The sequence below is a fragment of the Pseudomonas sp. ATCC PTA-122608 genome (genome assembly GCF_001952855.1).
Lineage (GTDB): Bacteria > Pseudomonadota > Gammaproteobacteria > Pseudomonadales > Pseudomonadaceae > Aquipseudomonas.
On sequence record NZ_LPNO01000024.1, the window covers coordinates 96,285 to 114,489 of the forward strand.

16 protein-coding genes are annotated in these 18,205 nt (G+C 61.4%); 4 read left to right on the forward strand and 12 right to left on the reverse strand.

The window, feature by feature from the left end; translation table 11 throughout:
• Positions 1-261 precede the first annotated feature (261 nt).
• Together AU074_RS20570 and AU074_RS20575 are read left to right on the forward strand one after the other, a co-directional pair.
• Complete coding sequence (locus tag AU074_RS20570; protein ID WP_076016283.1) at positions 262-2,070, forward strand: monovalent cation:proton antiporter-2 (CPA2) family protein; 1,809 nt, start codon at positions 262-264, stop codon at positions 2,068-2,070.
• A gap of 72 nt (positions 2,071-2,142) precedes the next feature.
• Positions 2,143-2,721: a hypothetical protein gene (locus AU074_RS20575; RefSeq protein ID WP_003208079.1), complete on the forward strand. Its 579-nt coding sequence runs from the start codon at positions 2,143-2,145 to the stop codon at positions 2,719-2,721.
• Between the two features lie 144 nt (positions 2,722-2,865).
• On the opposite strand, the gene AU074_RS20580 is transcribed toward AU074_RS20575, so the two are convergent.
• The 4 genes from AU074_RS20580 to AU074_RS20595 all read right to left on the reverse strand — a co-directional run bounded on the left by AU074_RS20580 (position 2,866) and on the right by AU074_RS20595 (position 5,622).
• Positions 2,866-3,585 (reverse strand): alpha/beta hydrolase, encoded by a 720-nt coding sequence (locus AU074_RS20580; RefSeq protein ID WP_076016284.1) that lies wholly within the window; start codon positions 3,583-3,585, stop codon positions 2,866-2,868.
• Between the two features lie 12 nt (positions 3,586-3,597).
• Positions 3,598-4,353 carry a precorrin-6A synthase (deacetylating) gene (gene cobF, locus AU074_RS20585; RefSeq protein WP_003208076.1) on the reverse strand — a complete coding sequence of 252 codons (756 nt, stop codon included), beginning with the start codon at positions 4,351-4,353 and terminating at the stop codon, positions 3,598-3,600.
• Positions 4,354-4,411: 58 nt separating this feature from the next.
• Complete coding sequence (locus AU074_RS20590) at positions 4,412-4,975, reverse strand: histidine phosphatase family protein (protein WP_076016285.1); 564 nt, start codon at positions 4,973-4,975, stop codon at positions 4,412-4,414.
• 92 nt (positions 4,976-5,067) lie between these two features.
• A complete protein-coding gene (locus tag AU074_RS20595; RefSeq protein ID WP_076016286.1) occupies positions 5,068-5,622 on the reverse strand; it encodes a DUF4865 family protein in 555 nt (184 codons plus the stop codon).
• 92 nt (positions 5,623-5,714) lie between these two features.
• Between AU074_RS20595 and AU074_RS20600 the strand changes: the two genes are divergently transcribed.
• The gene (locus AU074_RS20600; RefSeq protein WP_076016287.1) at positions 5,715-6,581 is read left to right on the forward strand and encodes a LysR family transcriptional regulator; all 867 of its coding nucleotides are present in this window, start codon (positions 5,715-5,717) and stop codon (positions 6,579-6,581) included.
• Here AU074_RS20600 and AU074_RS20605 read toward each other — a convergent pair.
• Positions 6,559-8,652 (reverse strand): EAL domain-containing protein, encoded by a 2,094-nt coding sequence (locus AU074_RS20605; protein WP_076016288.1) that lies wholly within the window; start codon positions 8,650-8,652, stop codon positions 6,559-6,561. The genes AU074_RS20600 and AU074_RS20605 overlap by 23 nt on opposite strands.
• Before the next feature lie 288 nt (positions 8,653-8,940).
• On the opposite strand from AU074_RS20605, the gene AU074_RS20610 reads away from it, so the two are divergent.
• On the forward strand, positions 8,941-9,270 hold the full coding sequence (locus AU074_RS20610) for a DUF6388 family protein (RefSeq protein ID WP_076016289.1): 330 nt from the start codon (positions 8,941-8,943) through the stop codon (positions 9,268-9,270).
• Here AU074_RS20610 and AU074_RS20615 read toward each other — a convergent pair.
• From AU074_RS20615 to tagH, 7 genes are read right to left on the reverse strand one after another with little or no spacing between them, the layout of a single operon-like run.
• Positions 9,246-10,178 carry a serine/threonine-protein kinase gene (locus AU074_RS20615; protein WP_083676701.1) on the reverse strand — a complete coding sequence of 311 codons (933 nt, stop codon included), beginning with the start codon at positions 10,176-10,178 and terminating at the stop codon, positions 9,246-9,248. The genes AU074_RS20610 and AU074_RS20615 overlap by 25 nt on opposite strands.
• Positions 10,175-10,900, reverse strand: a complete 726-nt coding sequence (locus AU074_RS20620) for a PP2C family serine/threonine-protein phosphatase (RefSeq protein ID WP_076016437.1) — start codon at positions 10,898-10,900, stop codon at positions 10,175-10,177. The genes AU074_RS20615 and AU074_RS20620 overlap by 4 nt, the downstream gene beginning before the upstream one ends.
• Positions 10,900-14,319, reverse strand: coding sequence for a type VI secretion system membrane subunit TssM (tssM, locus tag AU074_RS20625; RefSeq protein WP_076016290.1), 3,420 nt, complete (start codon positions 14,317-14,319; stop codon positions 10,900-10,902). The genes AU074_RS20620 and tssM overlap by 1 nt, the downstream gene beginning before the upstream one ends.
• A gap of 15 nt (positions 14,320-14,334) precedes the next feature.
• Positions 14,335-15,195: a type IVB secretion system protein IcmH/DotU gene (icmH, locus tag AU074_RS20630; RefSeq protein WP_076016291.1), complete on the reverse strand. Its 861-nt coding sequence runs from the start codon at positions 15,193-15,195 to the stop codon at positions 14,335-14,337.
• A gap of 4 nt (positions 15,196-15,199) precedes the next feature.
• A complete protein-coding gene (tssK, locus tag AU074_RS20635) occupies positions 15,200-16,528 on the reverse strand; it encodes a type VI secretion system baseplate subunit TssK (protein WP_076016292.1) in 1,329 nt (442 codons plus the stop codon).
• A 1-nt stretch (position 16,529) separates the two neighbouring features.
• Entirely contained in the window at positions 16,530-17,012 is a 483-nt protein-coding gene (gene tssJ / locus AU074_RS20640; RefSeq protein ID WP_076016293.1) for a type VI secretion system lipoprotein TssJ, read from the reverse strand.
• 5 nt (positions 17,013-17,017) lie between these two features.
• On the reverse strand, positions 17,018-18,196 hold the full coding sequence (gene tagH / locus AU074_RS20645; protein WP_076016294.1) for a type VI secretion system-associated FHA domain protein TagH: 1,179 nt from the start codon (positions 18,194-18,196) through the stop codon (positions 17,018-17,020).
• Between the last annotated feature and the right edge of the window lie 9 nt (positions 18,197-18,205).

The window sequence follows — 18,205 nt, forward strand, 5'->3', positions numbered from 1 at the left end:
CGAGTGCCGCGCAGGACCCGGACGACATCCAATGAACGCGGAGCTGAACGCTCTGAGCCGCGCAAAAATTCAGATTTCACAATGTAAAAAAGCGCTCTAATAACGCGCTGTGTTACCCCTGTAGGAGCGAGCTTGCTCGCGAAAAGCGCTAAGGCACCGCGTGTATTCACGCCAGTCAGCGTCATCGTTAATGACTTTCGCGTTCAAGCTCGCTCCTACAGTAAAACCTGTTGATTCAGCAAAACGATCCTGGAGTCCCCAATGCCCCATGAAGGCAACCTGTTACAAGCGGCGGTTGTATTCCTGTTCGCCGCCGTACTGACCGTGCCCTTGGCCAAGCGCCTGCAACTGGGCGCCGTGTTGGGTTACTTGCTGGCCGGCGTGATCATCGGCCCTTCGGTGCTGGGCCTGGTGGGCAACCCGCAAAGCGTCAGCCAGTTTTCCGAACTTGGGGTGGTGTTGCTGCTGTTCATCATCGGCCTGGAGTTGTCACCGAAGCGTTTGTGGGTGATGCGCAAGGCGGTGTTTGGCGTCGGCCTGGCGCAGGTATTGCTGACGGGCACGGTGATCGGCGTGGTAGCGCTGTTTGCGTTTGGCCAGTCATGGAACAGTGCGATTGTGCTGGGCCTTGGCCTGGCACTCTCCTCCACCGCGTTTGGCCTGCAAAGCCTGGCCGAGCGCAAGGAGCTTAATCAGCCCCACGGGCGCCTGGCCTTTGCGATCCTGTTGTTCCAGGACATCGCGGCCATCCCGCTGATCGCCATGGTGCCGCTGCTCGCCGGCAGCGATCACCCCGCCACCACCTCCCAAGGCTTGCAGCACGGACTGGAAGTACTGGGCAGCATCGCCGTGGTGATTATCGGCGGACGCTATCTGCTGCGGCCGGTGTTTCGCATCGTGGCCAAGACCGGCCTGCGGGAAGTGTCCACCGCTACCGCGTTGCTGGTGGTAATTGGCACGGCATGGCTGATGGAGTTGGTGGGCGTGTCCATGGCCCTCGGCGCCTTCCTCGCCGGGCTGCTGCTGGCAGACTCCGAATACCGACACGAACTCGAATCGCAGATCGAACCGTTCAAGGGCCTGCTGCTGGGCCTGTTTTTTATCAGCGTGGGCATGGGCGCCAATATCAGCCTGTTGTTCAGTGCGCCGGTGATCGTGCTCGGCCTGACCTTGCTGCTGATCGCCATCAAGTTGCCGTTACTGTTTTGCGTAGGCCGTCTGGCCGGTGACCTGAACCGTGAAAGCGCGCTGCGCCTGGGTGTGGTGCTGGCAGCCGGCGGTGAATTTGCCTTCGTGGTGTTCAAGATCGGCCGCGACCAGGGCCTGTTCGAACCGCACCTCTACGACATCCTGGTGCTGACCATTACCCTATCGATGGCCGTGACCCCGTTGCTGCTGTTGCTCTGCCCGAAACTGTTCAAGCCCAAGGTCAAGCCGGTGGAAGTGCCCGAGGAATACCGCGCCATCGAAAGCGATGCCCCCCGGGTGGTGATCGCCGGGATGGGCCGTATGGGACAGATCGTGGCGCGGATCCTGCGGGCGCAAAACATCTCGTTTATCGCCCTCGACACCTCGGTGGAAACCATCGAGCTGACCCGCAGTTTCGGCGGCATGCCGGTGTTCTACGGCGACCCCCAGCGCCCGGAAATCCTCCACGCGGCGAAAGTCGACCAGGCTGAATTCTTTGTGATCGCCATGGACGACCCCGAAATCAACATCAAGACCGCCGAGCTGGTGCGCAGCCTCTACCCGCACATGAAGATCATCGCCCGCGCCCGTAACCGCCAACACGTGCATCGCCTGGTGGACCTCGACGCATCACCGGTGCGCGAAACATTTTACTCCAGCCTGGAAATGAGCCGTCGCACCCTCGTGGGCCTTGGCCTGACCCAAGCCCAGGCCGATGCGCGCATTAACCGTTTCAAAAACCACGACCTGCAACTGCTGGCCGCCCAGCACGCGGTGTATGACGACGCGGCCAAGGTGATGCAGTCGGCCCAGGAAGCCCGGACGGAATTGGCGCGGCTGTTTGAGATGGACCGACTCGAGGAAGAGTCCGACAAGGTGTAAGGATGGAGATGAACGATCTAGCGAAAATTCTGACAGAATACGGCGCAATTTCGTTCATCCCTGGAGAGCTTCATGGCCACCCTCAGCAAGACCGCAGCCCTCTTGGCCCTCGCACTGGCCGCCGGCTTCGGCGCCAGCCAAGTCCTCGCCGCCAGCAAGCCTGCGGCGCAGAAAACCGCCACCCAGACCATCTCTACCCTGGACGGCAAGTTCAGCTTCAACCTGCCCAAGTCCTACCTGGCCGACCCGTTGCCGGCCGGTGATGCCGAACACGGCACGGCGGGCGCCAGCGGCACGATGTACAGCGACCAGGCCACCAAAAGCGTGATTTTTGTGGTCGAGAAACCGAGTGTCGCCGGCCTGATCAAGGACAACGACCCGCAGTTCCTCGACGGCGCCGTGGCGGACTTCGTCAAGGAACAAAGCGCGGCCCTGCCGGACTTCAAGAAAGGCGCCGAGAAGAAACTCACCGTCAAGGGCCTGGCCCTGCGCCAGGTCGACAGCACCGCAACCATGGGCGGAGGCAAGACGCTGAGCTCCACCTTCCTGACGGGCTCCGGCAGCCACCAGTTGGTGGTGCAGGCGATTTCCCGGGCGGATGATGAAGCCGGTCATGCACTGTTGGTGAAGCAGATTATTGGCGGTAAGTAACCCGATTTACCTGACAATGAAAATCCAATGTGGGAGCGGGCTTGCTCGCGAATGCGGTGGGTCAGTTAATACATGTGCTGACTGAAACACCGCTTTCGCGAGCAAGCCCGCTCCCACATTTTGACCGCGTTCACATCGCTGGACTCAGTGCAGGCTCTTCTCCAGCCACTGCTTCAAGTCCAGTAACTCCGCTTCACCGACGGTATGAATCATCCCCGGGTAGCCGTGGAATTCCGGGGTGAGGCCAATCCCCTGCAACACCTCGTTGGCCCGCGTTGCCGAGTAGTAAGGCAGCGCCTGGTCCAGCGTCCCGTGCCCAATGAAAATCGCCAGCTTGCCCAGTCGCGCGTCCGGCTTGAGTTCGGCCTTGAGTACCGGCAGCAGGCTGCCGCTCAACGCCGCAATCCCGCGCAGGGTTTCGGGATGCCTTAACCCGACCTCGTACGACATGATCGCGCCCTGGCTGAACCCCACCAGAAACACCCGCTCACTTTGGGTGTGGTACTTGGTGGTGGCCTTTGCGACGAAGTCTTCGATCAGCTTGGCGCTGCTCTGCAAATCGGCGGTCTCGCCATCAAAATCGCCATCGCCCGGCTTCTTGCGAAACCAGCGATAACCACCGCCCTCCACCGGCATCGGTGCCCGTGCAGACAGGTAGGTCCAGGTCGACGGCAAGCGGTCCTTGAGCCCGAACAAGTCGGCCTCGTCACTGCCATAACCATGCAGGAAGATCACCAGCGGCTCGTTGCGTGCATCGCTTTGGGTCTGTTCCAGGTAAGGCAGGGGCAAGTCCGTGAGCAATTCGTCTTCGGCATGGGCAGCGCTGGCGAACAGCGCCACTGTCAGGGCGATCAGTTTGAGCATGGGCATCAACCTTCAGGGTTTGCGCAACAAATAGGTATCCATGATCCAGCCATTGGCCTGGCGCGCCGCCTTGCGCACGCGTTCAATCTCTTCGGCCACCTCGGCCACCTTGCCGCTGATCAGGATTTCGTCCGGTGTGCCCAGGTAGGCGCCCCAGTAAATATCCAGGTCCTGGTCGGCCACGGTGCGGTAGGAATCTTCGGCGTCGAGCATGACAACCAGGGTGTCGGCATCACTCGCCTGCCCCGCTGCCAAGCGACGCCCGGTGGTGATTTCGATGGAGCGGCCAATGCGGTTCAACGGCACTTTATGCTGGGCCGCCAAGGCCTGGACGCTGGTGATCCCGGGGATCACTTCAAACTCGAACTCGCAGCTGCCGCTGGCCAGAATCGCCTGCAGGATACGGATGGTGCTGTCGTACAGCGCCGGGTCGCCCCAAGCCAGGAATGCACCGACTTCGCCGTCGGCCATTTCTTCATTGATCATCCGCTCGAAGGTCTGTTGCTTGTCGCGGTTCAAATCCTTTACGGCGGTGGTGTAGTCGATGTCGCCACGCACCCGCTCAGGGCAATCGGCCTCGACAAAGCGGTAGGCGTGGTCGGTGATGTAGGTCTCGCAGATTTCCCGGCGCAGGTCGATCAGCTTGTCCTTGCTCTGGCCCTTGTCCATCAGGAAAAACACGTCGGTGCGGTTGAGCGCCTTGACCGCCTGCATCGTGATGTAGTCGGGGTTGCCGGCGCCAATGCCGATGATCAGGATGCGTTTCATGGGAAAGTCTTCATGGGTGTTCTCGGTGCGGGGAGCGGATTTTGCCATGTTCGGGGCGTCAGGCGTGAGTTTCCAGGCGCAGGCGCCAACGGCCGTTGAACCGCAGCTCGGTGGATGAGAGCGGCTCCACGTCGATCAGGTTGAACATCGAGGGCGGCAATTGCATGACGTGCAGCAGCGCCGCGCGGATAACGAAGGGATGGGTGACGGCCAGCACATGCCCCGGCGTTTGCTCAAGGGACTGCAACCACTGCCCTACCCGCTCACACAACTGCACCACCGATTCGCCGCCGTGGGGCGCGCAGGTGCTGTCGTTCAACCAGGCCTGGAGCGCTTCGGGCTCGGCCTGTTGAACCTCATCGATCGCCAACCCTTGCCAGCGGCCGAAATCACAATCGCGCAGGGCTGTTTCAACTGAAGCCTCGGCGGCAAACAGGGTCGCCGTCTGCCGGGTTCGCGTCTCTGGGCCACACAGTACAAGGGGCGCACGCTTGAAACGCTGCGCCTGGGACAACGCCGCCTGCTGCCAGTCCATCTCCACCGACTCATCCAGCGCAAAGCGTGCACATTTCTGGGCACGGGTGCTGGCGTGGGAAATCAGGGTCAACCGGGTGGCCTGCATGACAAATCGCTCTGGCGAAGATAGTTCAATATCTTACAACGATCCGCACACAGGAAGCCGGTAGCCGCCGACAGATCGGCGGCGACCGGCATTCACACCCCTGGCCGCGCCAGGTAGAACACCTCATAGCCGTTGCCCGGGCGGTTCACATCCAGCGCCTTGCCCGACAAGGTAATCCGCACCAGCTTCCACGCCTGCACATCCAGCGCCAGAAACACCGCAAAGTTATCGCTGGTGTCTGCAATCTGCTGATTGCGGGCTTTTTCGGTGGCGAGGATTTGCCCACGGTCCGCGCTTGGCTCCAGCGCCCACTCTTCCCGGTACAGGCTCAAAGCGGTTTGCGCCGGACCTCGCTGCACATCCAGCGGTAACCAGGACTCAATGTGCGGCCGGCCAAAACTGTCGAGGACCTTCTGAAAACGCTCGCCGAGTAAAAAGTCTGCGGCCTGCAAAGGATCCGACCACAGGTAAACCGACGAATACAGGTTGCCCACGCCCGGCCCCTGCCCCCGTTCCTGAGCGATAAACGCCTTGAACAGCAAACCCTCGGTGTGATCCCACTGCGGCCCCAACCGGGCGGCGCGCTCGCGGATGACACCCATGTCGTAATCAGCTGGCAAGCGGTGTGAATACTGTTTGGCAAACATCATGGCGCTCCTGTTCAGATGAGTGGACAGCTTGTGCCGGGCCCATGATTTCAGCAAGATATCACCAGATATAGGTGTGATAAGGAACTGAAATGACCGACACCCTCAAGCCGCTGGATATCGACACCGTGCACGCCTTTGTACTGGTGGCCGACTTCGCCAGTTTCACCCGTGCAGCCCAGGCCCTTGACACGTCACAGGCGGCCATCAGCCTCAAGCTCAAGCGCCTGGAAGAGCGCCTCGGTTACCGCCTGCTGGTGCGCACGCCACGGCATGTGCGGCTGTCGCCCCAGGGCGAACAGTTCATCGTTGCCGCCCGCGCGTTGCTCAATGCCCACGAACGGGCATTGGGTGACATGGGCAACAGCGCACCACGAAGGCTGGTGATCGGCATCAGCGACCATGTGGCCGGGCCCGACCTGCCGCTGTGGCTCAGCCGCCTGGCAGCGTACGACCCACTGGTGATTCTGGAGGTGCGGATTGCCTCGTCCCGGGACTTGGTGGCTGCGTTCGACCGCAATGAACTGGACGCGGTGATCGTGCGCAACGAGGGCGACCGCCAGGACGGCGAAGTATTGGTGGTTGAACGCTTTGGCTGGTTCGCCGCACCGACCTGGCAGCACACGCCCGGCACGCCGTTGCGCATGGCAACCATGGCCTCGCCCTGCGGCGTGCGACAGTTGGCGGTGCGGGCGTTGGATGAAGCGCGGATTGACTGGACCGAAGTGTTTGTCGGCGGCGGCGTGATGGCCGTCGGTGCGGCCGTCAGCGCCGGCCTGGGCGTTGCAGCGCTGGCTCGGCGGGTTGCTCCGGCGGGCGCTGTGGACGTGAGTGAACAGTACGGACTACCGGCGTTGCCCGTCAGTGAAATCGTGCTGCACAGCCGGATCAGCGATGGCCGCTCCCGTGAGACATTGCGGGCCTTGAGTGCAACCTTCAGAGGGGTTCTGGAGCGTTAGGTTGCATCTGCGCATAGCGCCCGCGCACAAACCGCTCCAGCTCGTCTCCCGGCAGCGCCTTGCTGAAATACCAGCCCTGGATAATCAACTCCGAGCCCGACTGCAAAAACGCCAGTTGCTCGGCGGTTTCCACGCCCTCGACCACCACCCCGAGGTTCAACGCCTCACAGAACCTCAACATCCCGGTCAGCACCTGAGCGCCCTTTGGATCATGTTGGGCCACCACGAAACTGCGATCGATCTTGATGAAATCCACCGGAAACTGATGCAGATAACTCAGCGCCGAAAACCCGGTGCCGAAATCGTCGAGGTACACCTTGGCGCCGATCGCCTGCAGCTTCTCGATCATCTGCCGGGCGCCCTGGATATCCCCCACCAATGCATCCTCGGTGATCTCCACCGACACCTGCCCATGGGCCTGGGCCAGTATCTCCACCAGCCGGTCACCATAGGCCGGGGTGGTGAGCGTGGCGCTGGAGATATTGATTGTCATCGGTAACCTGAAACCGACCTTCCGCCACTTCTGGTACTGGCGCACAGCCTGGGACGCCACCCACACATCCACATCGGGCATCAACCTGGCATTGGCCAGCCATTGCAGGAACTCCCAGGGCGAATGCACCGTGCCCTCGGCATCCCGTGCGCGCATCAACGCTTCACAACCGGTGCATAGCCCGGTCCGGGTAGAAATCTGCGGTTGGAATTCAAGGTAAAACTCATAGTCGCTGATCTGCTGGATATGGCTCAACTCGCTGACCTGGCGCGCCTGGGCCTTGTGGGAAGCCATTACCGGATCCAGCTCCAGCAAGCGGCCCTTTTCTTCCAGGCCGCGAAAGGTCATGTCCAGCGACTTCAAATACACCGTGCCGCCTTCCGTGGCCTGGCGATTGATCGCCCGCACATAGGGTGCATAAATCAGCATGCCAACCCCCAGCAACACCACCTGCAGCAACACCGCCGCGAGGTCGCCATGGGTGCTCAAATAGGCGTTGAGCAACACCGGCGCGGTAAACGGCACACTCACCACCGCAGGCGAGACCCAGCCAATCTGCACCACCATCAGCGCCAGCATCGCGTTGAACGCCGGCACCACCAGAAAAGGAATGAACAGACGCGGATTGAGAATGATCGGCAAGCCAAACAACAACACTTCACTGACATTGAACAGCGACAGCGGCAAGCTGGCCATCGCCACCAATCGCATCGACCGGCTCTTGGAAAACAGCAGGATCGCGAGCAGCAGGCACAACGCGCCACCCGAGCCGCCGATAAACGCGAAGCTGCCCAGCAAGCCGCCGTTCAGTAGATATTTGACCGGTTCGCCTGCCGCCAGCGCCGCGTTATTGAGCGCGACAGCCTGATCCAGTACGTCAAACAACGGCTGCATGGCGTAGACACCATGGATCCCAAAAAACCACAGCAGCGAATTCATCAGGGTTACAAACAAGCCGCTGCCATAGGGCGTTTCCAGCGCATCGAGCACCTGCGGCCCCTGAAGCTGCGCCACCTGCGGAATCTGCAACAGCAACGACAGCAGGAGCACCAGCCCGAGCGCGGTGATCGCACCCGGCACCACCATATTGATGGTGCCCTTGAGGTTGTGCCCCACCAGGTCTTCGTTGATCAACCGGGTCCAGCGACGCCGATGCAGCCAGGCGATGGCGGGCACGTTGATCAACGGCGAGGCGATGGCGATGAACAACACGAAGGTCGCTGAGGCACGGGGGAAATCCCGCAGCACAAACGTGGCGATCACCACATGGGCCAGGCACAGGAACGCCACCGGTAGCTGCGGCAGGCGGTGCTGAATCGCAAGCATGTAACCGATGGAGGCGGCCACCAGCAGCGGGATCACCGAGCTGATCTGGCTGTGCAGCCCCGCGAGCAAGGCCACCACCTGAGGGTCGAAACCCAGCACACGAGCGCATTCAGACAGGATCAGGAACCCGGCCGACACCAGCAGACATGGCAGGATCCACAACAATCCCTCACGAATGGCCCGCAACGACTCGGTGCTGGCCAAGGCCGTCAGCCGTTGGGTGAAGAAAAGCTTGAACAGCGTTTGCGCCATCACCTGTCCCTCTGCACATAGCACTCGATCCCTGATGCCAAAGTCGCAAAGACACATGTGCCGTTGCCTTTATCGACGAGGTAACGCTACACGCCCTGATACCGCGAACGAAAGGCTTTTGCTGCCATCGGCGCAATTATTCAGATTCGCGCCGTCGCGCTGATGCTTGTCGATTGCCCCGGGTTGGCCCATCCTTCGGCGCACTTGTTGTCGTAAAAAGCGACGTTCCCTCATGGCCTGCGCACTGCTGGGTCTGACCAGCCGTCTCTCTTACCGTGGAGTAAACCTTTGTCCCAACCCGGCGAAAACCACCAGCTAGCCCTGGACAGATTCCTGAGCGAACACCCTGCCCTGGCCGAAGAACTGAATACGTTGAACCCCCTGGCGGCGCAGGCTAAAGGGGAAACCATGGAGCAGTACCGCGCCGAACGCCTGCATGAAGCCTTCGAGGCAGAAGCCGAGCAACAGGGCTTGTTTGCCTGGGAGCTGACGCTGAAATTGACGGCGCATTCCCCTGCGAAGTTCGAGGCCCAGCGCCTTGAGGTGCACAAGGAAGTGGCGCAGATGGCGGGCTTGAGTTGGGCCGAATATTGTCAGTTGCATGACTTGCCCGAGTAGAACCAGCGGCTAAAACACTGGCGGGGATCGCTGAGCGCTGCATGCAATTCTTCAGGGGTGATCACCCTGCGCTCTGGGTCGATCGCCAAAGCCGTGCGTAACGCTCGCCAGCAATGGCGAGGTAATTGCCCGGGACGGACCGGTCTGTCACTGGAGTGGCGCCGTCCTTGGGCCAATTCGTACAGTACACAAGCCACTGCATACAGATCGGCACTGGCCGACAGTGCTGCGCCGGCCAGCAACTCCGGCGCGGCGTACGCTGGCGTCCAAGCGTTGAAACGACTGCGACTCAAGCCTGGCGGCCCCGCCGAGGCCTGTCCGCAAGCCTGACCCAGACCGAAATCAAACAAACGCAGCCCGCCCTCTCCTACCATCACATTGCCGGGTTTCACATCCCCGTGCAGCACGCCCTGCTGATGGCTATGACGCAACGCATCGAGCAATTGCACGGCGATGCCTTGCCACTCTTGCCACGGCAAGCCACCGGGGCGCTCCAGCAGCAGCCGATCCAGGGTCATGCCCTGAAGCAGTTCCATGGTGAAAAAAGCGATCTGACAGGGAGCGTCTACTTCAAACGAAAACACCCGTACCACCTGCTCATGCCGAAGGCTGCGCGTCAGGGCAAACTCGCTGTAGAGCAGCACGTGGGCGTCTGCACATTCACGAATGGCTTCACCCAGCACCTTGATCGCCACACTGGAACGCGACTCACCAAACTGTTCGTGCAGCAGATCCCGGGCGCGATAGACCACGCCCATGCCGCCAGCGCCCAGAACTCGTTCGATAAGGTATCGCCCGGCCAGCAACGCAGGTATCCCGTCGCGCTGCGGGTTGCCCTGCGCCCGGGCGAAAGCAAAGTGGGTCAACGGGCGACTGGGCATAACCTCAAGCCCAGGCTTATCGTTCATGACTGCACCACCACAGCGGTCAGGTTGTCGCGGGCGGCACCGCGCAATACGCCGGCGAACAGTTGGTCCAGAATCCGCTGTGGGTTTCCCAGGCTCAACGCCTGCCCCAACTCACCATGGCTAAGCGCCTGATACAGGCCATCACTGCACAGCAGAAAGACATCTCCTGACAGAGTCCCGAGTTCCAATACCTGCGGACTCAATGGTTCCCGCGAGCCGATGGCGCGGGTCAGCGCCCGCGCATCGGGGTGCGCCTTGGCCCGCTCCAGGCTCACCCGCTGGTCAATCAACTGCTCCAACAGCGAATGGTCCCGCGACAGCTGGTACAACGTCTGCGCTCGCCACAGATAACAACGACTGTCACCCGCCCAGACACAGGCAGCGCGATCGCCCTGAAGCAGCAAAGCCACGACCGTGCTCCCCATGGTGCGATCACCACCCTGGGCGGTGACCGTCAACTCTTCACCCAGCCGCCGATTGAGCCATTGCAGGCAACGGCGGGTCGCCTCGACCCGTTCGTCGAGGCTCCCCTGGCCGGGCAATAACGCCAGGCTATCGACCACCAGTTGGCTGGCGACATCCCCTGCCTGATGCCCGCCCATCCCGTCTGCCACGGCCCAGCAGCCCTGCCGAGGACAATCGAGAAAAGCATCCTCGTTGCGCGACCGGAGCTTGCCACGGTCCGTACGGCCAGCACTGCGCCAGCGATCCTGACCTCGGATCACAGTTGCTCCGGAAGGCGAAAGGTACGCCACTGCGCGATCTGAAACGGATTGGGCGCGCGCCGGCTGGTCAGCAGGTAGTTGGCGCGCAAGCCTGCCAGGTCCGCCTTGAGAATCAGGGCATCCTGCCCGCTGGAGGGTTCGCTCTGCATCAGGTCGAACAAGCGGAACAGCGACCAGGCCCCGGTATTTTTTTCGAGCCCCAACGCCCGCTCGCTACCCCGCTCCAGCACCAGGCTGCTGCGACCATTTTCAGCCTCGGCTGGCCACTGCATCGCCATCGGGACAATCGGCCCGTGCCGGTACTCCATCTGCTGGCCGCCCAAACGCAAGACCGCGCGACTTACCGAAGGGTCCAAACTGTAGGGCGCGACGGTGAAACGAACCTGCAAGCCACCCGGTTCATCCGCAAAAAAACCGCGCCTGATCACCTGCGCCTTCGCTTGCTGGTCGAGGAACGCCCGGGACATCGGCAAGCTGCGCCCATCCAGGCTGCGCAGCCTGTAGCGACCGGCATCGGCGCTGACAAAAGGCTTTAGATAGCTGTCAAAAAATCGCGCCATTATCCCCCCTGGCTTGAAGAACTCCTGAAAATCATCAAGGGAGACGTCGCTGCTGGCGTGGGCATTGAACGGATAACGTTGCTTGATCGCCTTGGCGTAAAAACCATATACCTCACTCTGATAACGCTGGTTCACATGGCGATAAGCTTGGTCGAGCAGGCGGCTCCAATGCTCGTCGGCCAGTCTTTCAAACCAACCCGCCAGCGGCAACGGCAAACGGGCGGCAACGTTACGCAGATGACTCAGTGCATCCTGCTGGCCTTGGGTCCGACGCTTTGCCATGTCGAAGGCGACCGGCTCGGGCGAGCCTTCGCGATTCAAGGTCGCCAATTGCAGGTGCAAGTCATTGAGTGCCTGCAGCGCCTGGGTCAACTCGGTGCCCGGGTTCTCGTGGCTGTCCAGCAACTGGTGCAAGGGCTCGAAGCGGCGTTGCATGGCGCGCCGTGCCATGTCGGGCAATGTGTCGGCCAATCCGCTCCGGACGTCGACGTCGACGGCTGCGGTCTGCGCAACCTGCAACAGCTCTACCCCAGGGACGGGCAGTTTGGCAGCCAACTTATCCAGGCGCTCGTTGACCGATGGCAAGCGCGTGTTTTCACGAACCTGTTGTAACAGCTGCAACAACGGCGACTGGGCTGACGTCAGGCTGGCGAGTTGCTCGGCGCCTTGCCTGGAATTGTCAATCTCGCGCAGGCGAATCCGTCCAATCGCCTCGCTCCAAGCCTCGGCATACTCGCTGAAGTAGCGTTGCTCAAGTTCCACCATCAACCGCCGCAAGTCCATCGCACTCAGGTCGGCCCCCTCCCCCAGCACCCAGTTGTCCTGGACGATGGTGTTCACCAGACGCGCGCCCTGCGACTCGAAATACCGCAGGTACTTGCGTGTATAAAATCCCGGAATGGGCTGGTCGCCACCGTCAAACACCAGCCCGTGTGCAAGGCGCAACGGTTCAAGGCCGCGGGCTTGTTCACGCAGCACGCGGTACACCACATCGACCAGCGATTCGCCCCGCAACACGTGGCGCGCGTGGGCCACCAATTCGCTGTCGAGCGGGTGTACGAACGGCTGCTCAAGCAAGTGCGCGAAGTGTTCATTCAAACGACTCTGCACGGAGGGCTCACCGGCAAAACGCACAGACCAATGCCCCGCCACCCGCTCGCGCAGCCAGCCGACATCCCGACGCTCCCGCAGGTTGAGCATCAGGTACGCCCGGAGGTTGTCCAACAGCCGCTCGCGATCTTCCAGGCTGCCGCGAACCTGCTCTTGCAACATCTCGCCGACCTGAGACAGCAGCAGTTGATCCAAGGCGTGCTCATAGGCCTGTTCCAGCACGGGGCGGCTGATAGTGCCTTGGTACAACCCAGCCCGTTCAACCAGTCTGGCTTCGCCTTGAGCAGGGAAAACCCGCGTGGCCGCCAGGCGGCTATCGAGCAGCGGCAGAAGCGCCAGGGTAGCGTCCGATCCGGGCTGCACGGGCGCGGGCCGTCGCACCAGATCCTGAAGTTGCTCCAGGCGTTGATGATTGAAAGAGTAGCTATGGGTCCAAAGCAGGCCCGCCGCCCCGACGACCACTAACGCGCTCAGGCCCAGCAAACCCTGGCGCCAGCAAATGCGACGTCGCTCCTGGCTATGGAGGCCCGCCAGATCGGCTTGCGCCAGAATCACCCGGCTGAACAAGCCCTGGATAAAGTGCGGGCGAAGCTCAAGTGGTTGCGGGCCACCGTCCGCACTGGTCAAGTAGAAACCACGAAAGCCGTTGCTGTGCTGATAACGCGGGCCGCAGAACGCAACGTCGATGTACAGGCTCAGACGCTCGCCAATTCGAGCCGCCTGATGAGGAAAGTCGAGCATCCGACCGCGCAGGTCGCTGTTGCGCTCCTGATGGAGTCGCTGCACAAGCTCACCACTCAGGCGCTGAAGCAGCGCTTCAAACGCCTGGCGTACCTGGCCAGTATCAATCCCGTCCTTGCCGGGCGCGATAGATTCACCAAGCACCGCATCACTGCCCTCTCCCAGTGGACGATCGAAGAACTCCCCAAACCCCGACAGCCGGTCGGCCTGAGTCACCACCAGGTAGATCGGCACATCCACATGCAACGTCTGCCGGATCTCCAGCAGCCGACTCTGGACTGCCCGCGCATCATTCTCCAGATCACGTTCACTGCCATGGAGCAATGTATCCATCGACAGCGCCACCACCACACCATTGAGCGGGCCGGTGCGGCGCCGCGCCTTGAGCAGGCCCAGCAGCATCGACCAACCCGCGCCATCCACCTGGCTGTCAGGCTGGCTGACGTAGCGGCCAGCAGTGTCGAGTAACACCCCGTCTTCGGCGAAGTGCCATTCACAGTCACGTGTGCCACCGCCTTCCGCCGTCACCCTTGGCTCGCCCCGATTCTGGAGCAACTGCAACCCACTGGCCGCCAACATCCGGGACTTGCCACTGCCCTCCTTGCCGATCAGCAAATACCACGGCAACGCATCGCGCCCACGCGGGCTGCGCTCGCCATAAATGCTGGAGTTTTTCAGGGTGTACAGAGCGTCCTTGAAGCGAGCGCGCAGTTGCCGCTGCTCGTTTTCCACCAGACCTTTGTGCGGGAACGACTGAACATTATCGACCTTTCCTTGCCGGGCAATGCTGCGCCAATTGGCGTACACCATCGCCAGGCCCCACAACAAGAACAGCCCGCTGATCGTCAGCAAGCGCGCCGCCGTCGTTTGCCAGAATCGATAATCATCGACGGCCAGCAATGGCCCGAAAAACCACACGGCCACCGCGATCGCGAGCACCAGCAACAGGCTCCAGACCCAAATCCTGCCCAGCACGGTGCCCGCGCTCCTGAAGAATGCGTTCATGTGTTGCTCCCTGCGTTAGAGGGGCGCTCGGGTAATATCCGGCGCCACAAGTTGATACGGTTGCAGCGCGGTCTCGCGCTGCTGGCCCAGTACCCAGGTAAACCCCGCATGCAGGGTCAACAGGCTGGAGACGACAAACACCGCAATCCAGGTGACCGGCACGACCCTCAGCCGTTTTTGGGGCTGCTGTTCCGCCTTGGGCGGCGGTGCGCAGGCAGGCCGGGAGTCGCCCCGCACATGCCGGATCTGCCGATACAGCGCGTCCCGAACCTGCTCTAGCTGCAACAACCCACGCTCCATGACCCGGTATTTGCCCTCGAACCCGAGTGACAGGCACAGGTACATCAGTTCCAGCATCGCCAGGTGCTTGATGGGGTCCCTCGACATACGCTCAAGCAGTTGAAAAAATTTCTCGCCGCCGAAGGTTTCGTTGTGAAAGCTGCTCAGCAGGCTCATCTTCGACCAATCGCTCTGGCTGCCCCATGAGGTGGTGACCACGGCTTCGTCGATCACGCTGCACAGCACATACCGCGCCGCCATCACCTCACTGCTCTGCGCACCGTCATGCCGGGCGCGCGTCTCGAACAACCTGACCGCGGATGACAGCCGTTCGTTGAGCGCGCGCAGGCTTTCCTGAGCGGTGCTGCGCTTGAGCTGGACCACCTCGGACAACAGTGCCGACGCAGGCGCAACCAAACTGTTCAGGCCAACATTGAAGTGCTCCAAGCCCTGCAAGCGGGCGGCGTAAATCATCCGGTCTTCCAGTTGTTCGAAGCGCGGCGGCGATGCGAAGTCGGTTATCGGACCCTGCGCCGGCCCACGTCCCTGTCGATCAAGCAGGATGGTTTTTTCATCCTGCGGATATTCCCTGTCCATGGTCTCAGTTCCTGATAGCCCAGAATTTCAGTTCCAGTTCGGCAAAGTCGCCGCTGACGTGTAAGGCAAAACCTCCCGACTGCTTCAACTGCTCGACGTCCCGGGCACTGAGTTCGAGCATGAAATAGGTTTTTGCGGCATGAAACGGTATCTGTCGGGGAGCCACCGGCAGCGGCTTGACCTTGATGCCCGCCAAATGCAGGTTGACCAATTCGCGAATTCGCTCCACAGGCCCAACCTTGAGGTGCGCCGGAAGCCGGTGGCGCAGCTCATCGGCCTCACAATGGGCACTGGCGGCCAGAACGAAGGTCGCCGAACCCAACAGATTGAGATCGCTTACCGGGCACACCAACACCCCGTACTGGCGGGGCTGCAGCGCCAGCTCAATGGCATGCTGCTCAAGCACCATCGACAGCAGGCCGCGAATCGGCTCCATCAAGCCGCGAAAGCTGGCGCCCTGGTCGCTGTGCCGGTAATGCCCCTCGAAGTGCGCACGCTTGCTGTCGCTGGCAAACGTCGCGAGCTCACCCAGGATCGACAGCAATGTTCGATACAGCGCCTCAGGGCTGACCTGGCTCAGGCCCAGGTAGTGACGCAAGACCAGTTCGGTGCGATTGATCAATTGCAGCATCAGGAAGTCACCGACCTCCGCGCCGGCGGCGGTGCCGTTGACGCGAATCCGTTCGGCGATGGCATCCCCCCGGCAAGCGAGCAGGCTGATCACCTCCTTGAGGCAAGACAGCAGGTAACTCGAGCCATGCAGGTGAATGAAGGTCGGGATAAAATCGGCATCCAGGCTCACACCCTCTTCGGTGCAGTTGAGCACCTGGGCAACCTTGAGCTTCACGTAATGCTGGTCGCTGTGCTGCTCTCCCAGCAGCAGACGAAAATCCAGCTGCCCGCACTGTATCTGACGAAGGGAATCCTCCCCGGCGTTGGAGTCGCTGACGTCTACCGCAAGGGTCTTGTAGCGCGCCACTACATCGACCTGCTCCGGGCGACGGGCTTCAACGCAGTGACTCGTGGCCAACGGCAAGGCCAGGTATATCGCCTGTTTTCCGGTATTCACTGGAACCTCCAGCACCAGCGACTCCATTGACCCACCCAGTTCGAACAGGCTGCCGTCCGGCAATATTCCACTGGCCTGATTCACCACGACCTTGCCCATGTTCAAGTATTGCAGATCGATTTCCAGGGCCAGGAAGCCCCAGCCGTGGGCGCACAACAACTGGGTGCGGCGTTTGAGTTGCTGATCGTGGTAACGATCGTTTTGCTGAAAATGCTGAGGGCGCAGCAACATGCCTTCCTGCCAGATGACTTTTTGGCTGTGCATGTCAGTCGCCCGCCTTGGCTGGTTGCGGGTTCACCAGCCGAATACCGGCCTGATCAAGGACCAGTTCGGCGCGCGTCAATCGCTGCGCGGTCACCGGCAACACATAGCGCCATTGCGAGTGGGGCAAATCACGATACGCCGCCAGCACGCCGACATAGCGACTGCCTGGTTCTAGACTGAGTTTGAGTGTGGAGTGATCGCCAGGGCGCAGCTCCAGTTCTTCGAGGTTCACCAGGTCTTTGGGCAAGGCTTGCTCTGCATGGCCGTAAAGGCTGAAAAAGTCTGCATTCTCAAAAGCCACGGGGTGTCGCAGTTCCATCAGGTGCACCACGATCGGCGATGGGCGACCATGGAGATCGGGGTTGACCTGCTCGCTGGCCGTCAGTGTCAGGTCCACCTTGGTCAGCTTCGAAAAGGGCGACAGGGCACAACCACCCAGCAAACCCATCACAGCGCACAACAATGCAACGACGACTCGGGACATGAAGATCATCCTGGATAACGGTGAAGGGTTGAGATCAGACGAATCTGCTCTTCATAGGCCTTGATGAAGTCGCTGCCCAGCAGGCCCTCGCTCAAGTGCTCGTCCTCGATCAGCGCCTGGTAGTGCCGCTGATACGCGCGCCAGTAGGTGCCACACCGAGGAATCAACGGGGGCTTCGGTTGGCGCTCGAAACACAGGCGCAAATGACTGGGTGCGAAGGCCGCCAGAGCCCCGCGTAGCGCCGCGCGGCAGGCCACCAGCAGAGCCACCTGGTGGGCCTGCATGTCGCGGTAGGCCCGTGTGACGAACATCTCGGCGGACACCTGCCCCAACTGCCCGGCACCCAACAGCAGTCCCAAGGCTGCGCTGACGTCGACGCAGTCTTTAAGCGGATCGGGACTCTGGAGCGGTGTATGGGTAAGTGATAGATTCAACTCGCGTTTAAGCTCATTGCGAGTACTCAGGCTCTGTTGCAATCCCTCCGTCATTTGCCTGAGCAGCCCCGCCGCCTTTATCGCCAACACCTCTCTTCCTGGCTCATCAAGGGTGTCCAGATCGATACCCAGGGCCTGCGCAAACGCAGACCAAAATGGCTCTGAGCCTTGAGTTGGAAGTGGCGATGGAAGGCTCGGCCCCACCCTGCGGGCAGGCTCCACAAGTTCGGGAACCGTCAGATGATCCCGGTCTGCCGCTGCATGGTCCGTCCACCGCAATGCCTCGTGATTGGCCATGGTCAGCGCGGCCAAGTCTTGCGACTCGTCCTGAAGCTGTCGTTCGCCGGCCAGTGCCTGCACCGGATCCAGCTCAAGAAATGCATCATCGGGAATCAGCGTGGGCAATCCGTCATGTTCCGGCACCGTCGTCGGGCTGACCAGCCGTGCGCGAATACTCAGCGGCCCCAGCTGAAATATCATGCCGTCATCTACCGGATACTCCTGCCCCTCCCGCAGACGCTCGGCGCTGCCTGCCAGGCGGGTTCCATTACTGCTGATGTCCGTCAGGAAGTAACGGCCGTCGCGATAGCTGATCACCGCGTGACGACTGGAAACCTGGCGGCTGGCGTCAGGAAGGGCCCAGTCACAACTGGCCCCACGGCCTACGACGCCGCCAACGCCGTTAAAGGTTTTGCGCAGGGCCGGCGCCCGTCCTTGCCCTGCAGGGCATACCTCAAACACTAGTTGCATGTAGGGCTC

Coding starts and splice junctions, on each gene's coding strand:
- tssM (WP_076016290.1), bottom strand. CDS start 14,319: ATGAACGCATTCTTCAGGAGCGCGGGCACCGTGCTGGGCAGGATTTGG.
- tssJ (WP_076016293.1), bottom strand. CDS start 17,012: ATGTCCCGAGTCGTCGTTGCATTGTTGTGCGCTGTGATGGGTTTGCTG.
- AU074_RS20595 (WP_076016286.1), bottom strand. CDS start 5,622: ATGTTTGCCAAACAGTATTCACACCGCTTGCCAGCTGATTACGACATG.
- AU074_RS20590 (WP_076016285.1), bottom strand. CDS start 4,975: ATGCAGGCCACCCGGTTGACCCTGATTTCCCACGCCAGCACCCGTGCC.
- AU074_RS20605 (WP_076016288.1), bottom strand. CDS start 8,652: ATGGCGCAAACGCTGTTCAAGCTTTTCTTCACCCAACGGCTGACGGCC.
- icmH (WP_076016291.1), bottom strand. CDS start 15,195: ATGGACAGGGAATATCCGCAGGATGAAAAAACCATCCTGCTTGATCGA.
- cobF (WP_003208076.1), bottom strand. CDS start 4,353: ATGAAACGCATCCTGATCATCGGCATTGGCGCCGGCAACCCCGACTAC.
- AU074_RS20615 (WP_083676701.1), bottom strand. CDS start 10,178: ATGAACGATAAGCCTGGGCTTGAGGTTATGCCCAGTCGCCCGTTGACC.
- AU074_RS20600 (WP_076016287.1), top strand. CDS start 5,715: ATGACCGACACCCTCAAGCCGCTGGATATCGACACCGTGCACGCCTTT.
- tssK (WP_076016292.1), bottom strand. CDS start 16,528: ATGCACAGCCAAAAAGTCATCTGGCAGGAAGGCATGTTGCTGCGCCCT.
- tagH (WP_076016294.1), bottom strand. CDS start 18,196: ATGCAACTAGTGTTTGAGGTATGCCCTGCAGGGCAAGGACGGGCGCCG.
- AU074_RS20570 (WP_076016283.1), top strand. CDS start 262: ATGCCCCATGAAGGCAACCTGTTACAAGCGGCGGTTGTATTCCTGTTC.
- AU074_RS20575 (WP_003208079.1), top strand. CDS start 2,143: ATGGCCACCCTCAGCAAGACCGCAGCCCTCTTGGCCCTCGCACTGGCC.
- AU074_RS20580 (WP_076016284.1), bottom strand. CDS start 3,585: ATGCTCAAACTGATCGCCCTGACAGTGGCGCTGTTCGCCAGCGCTGCC.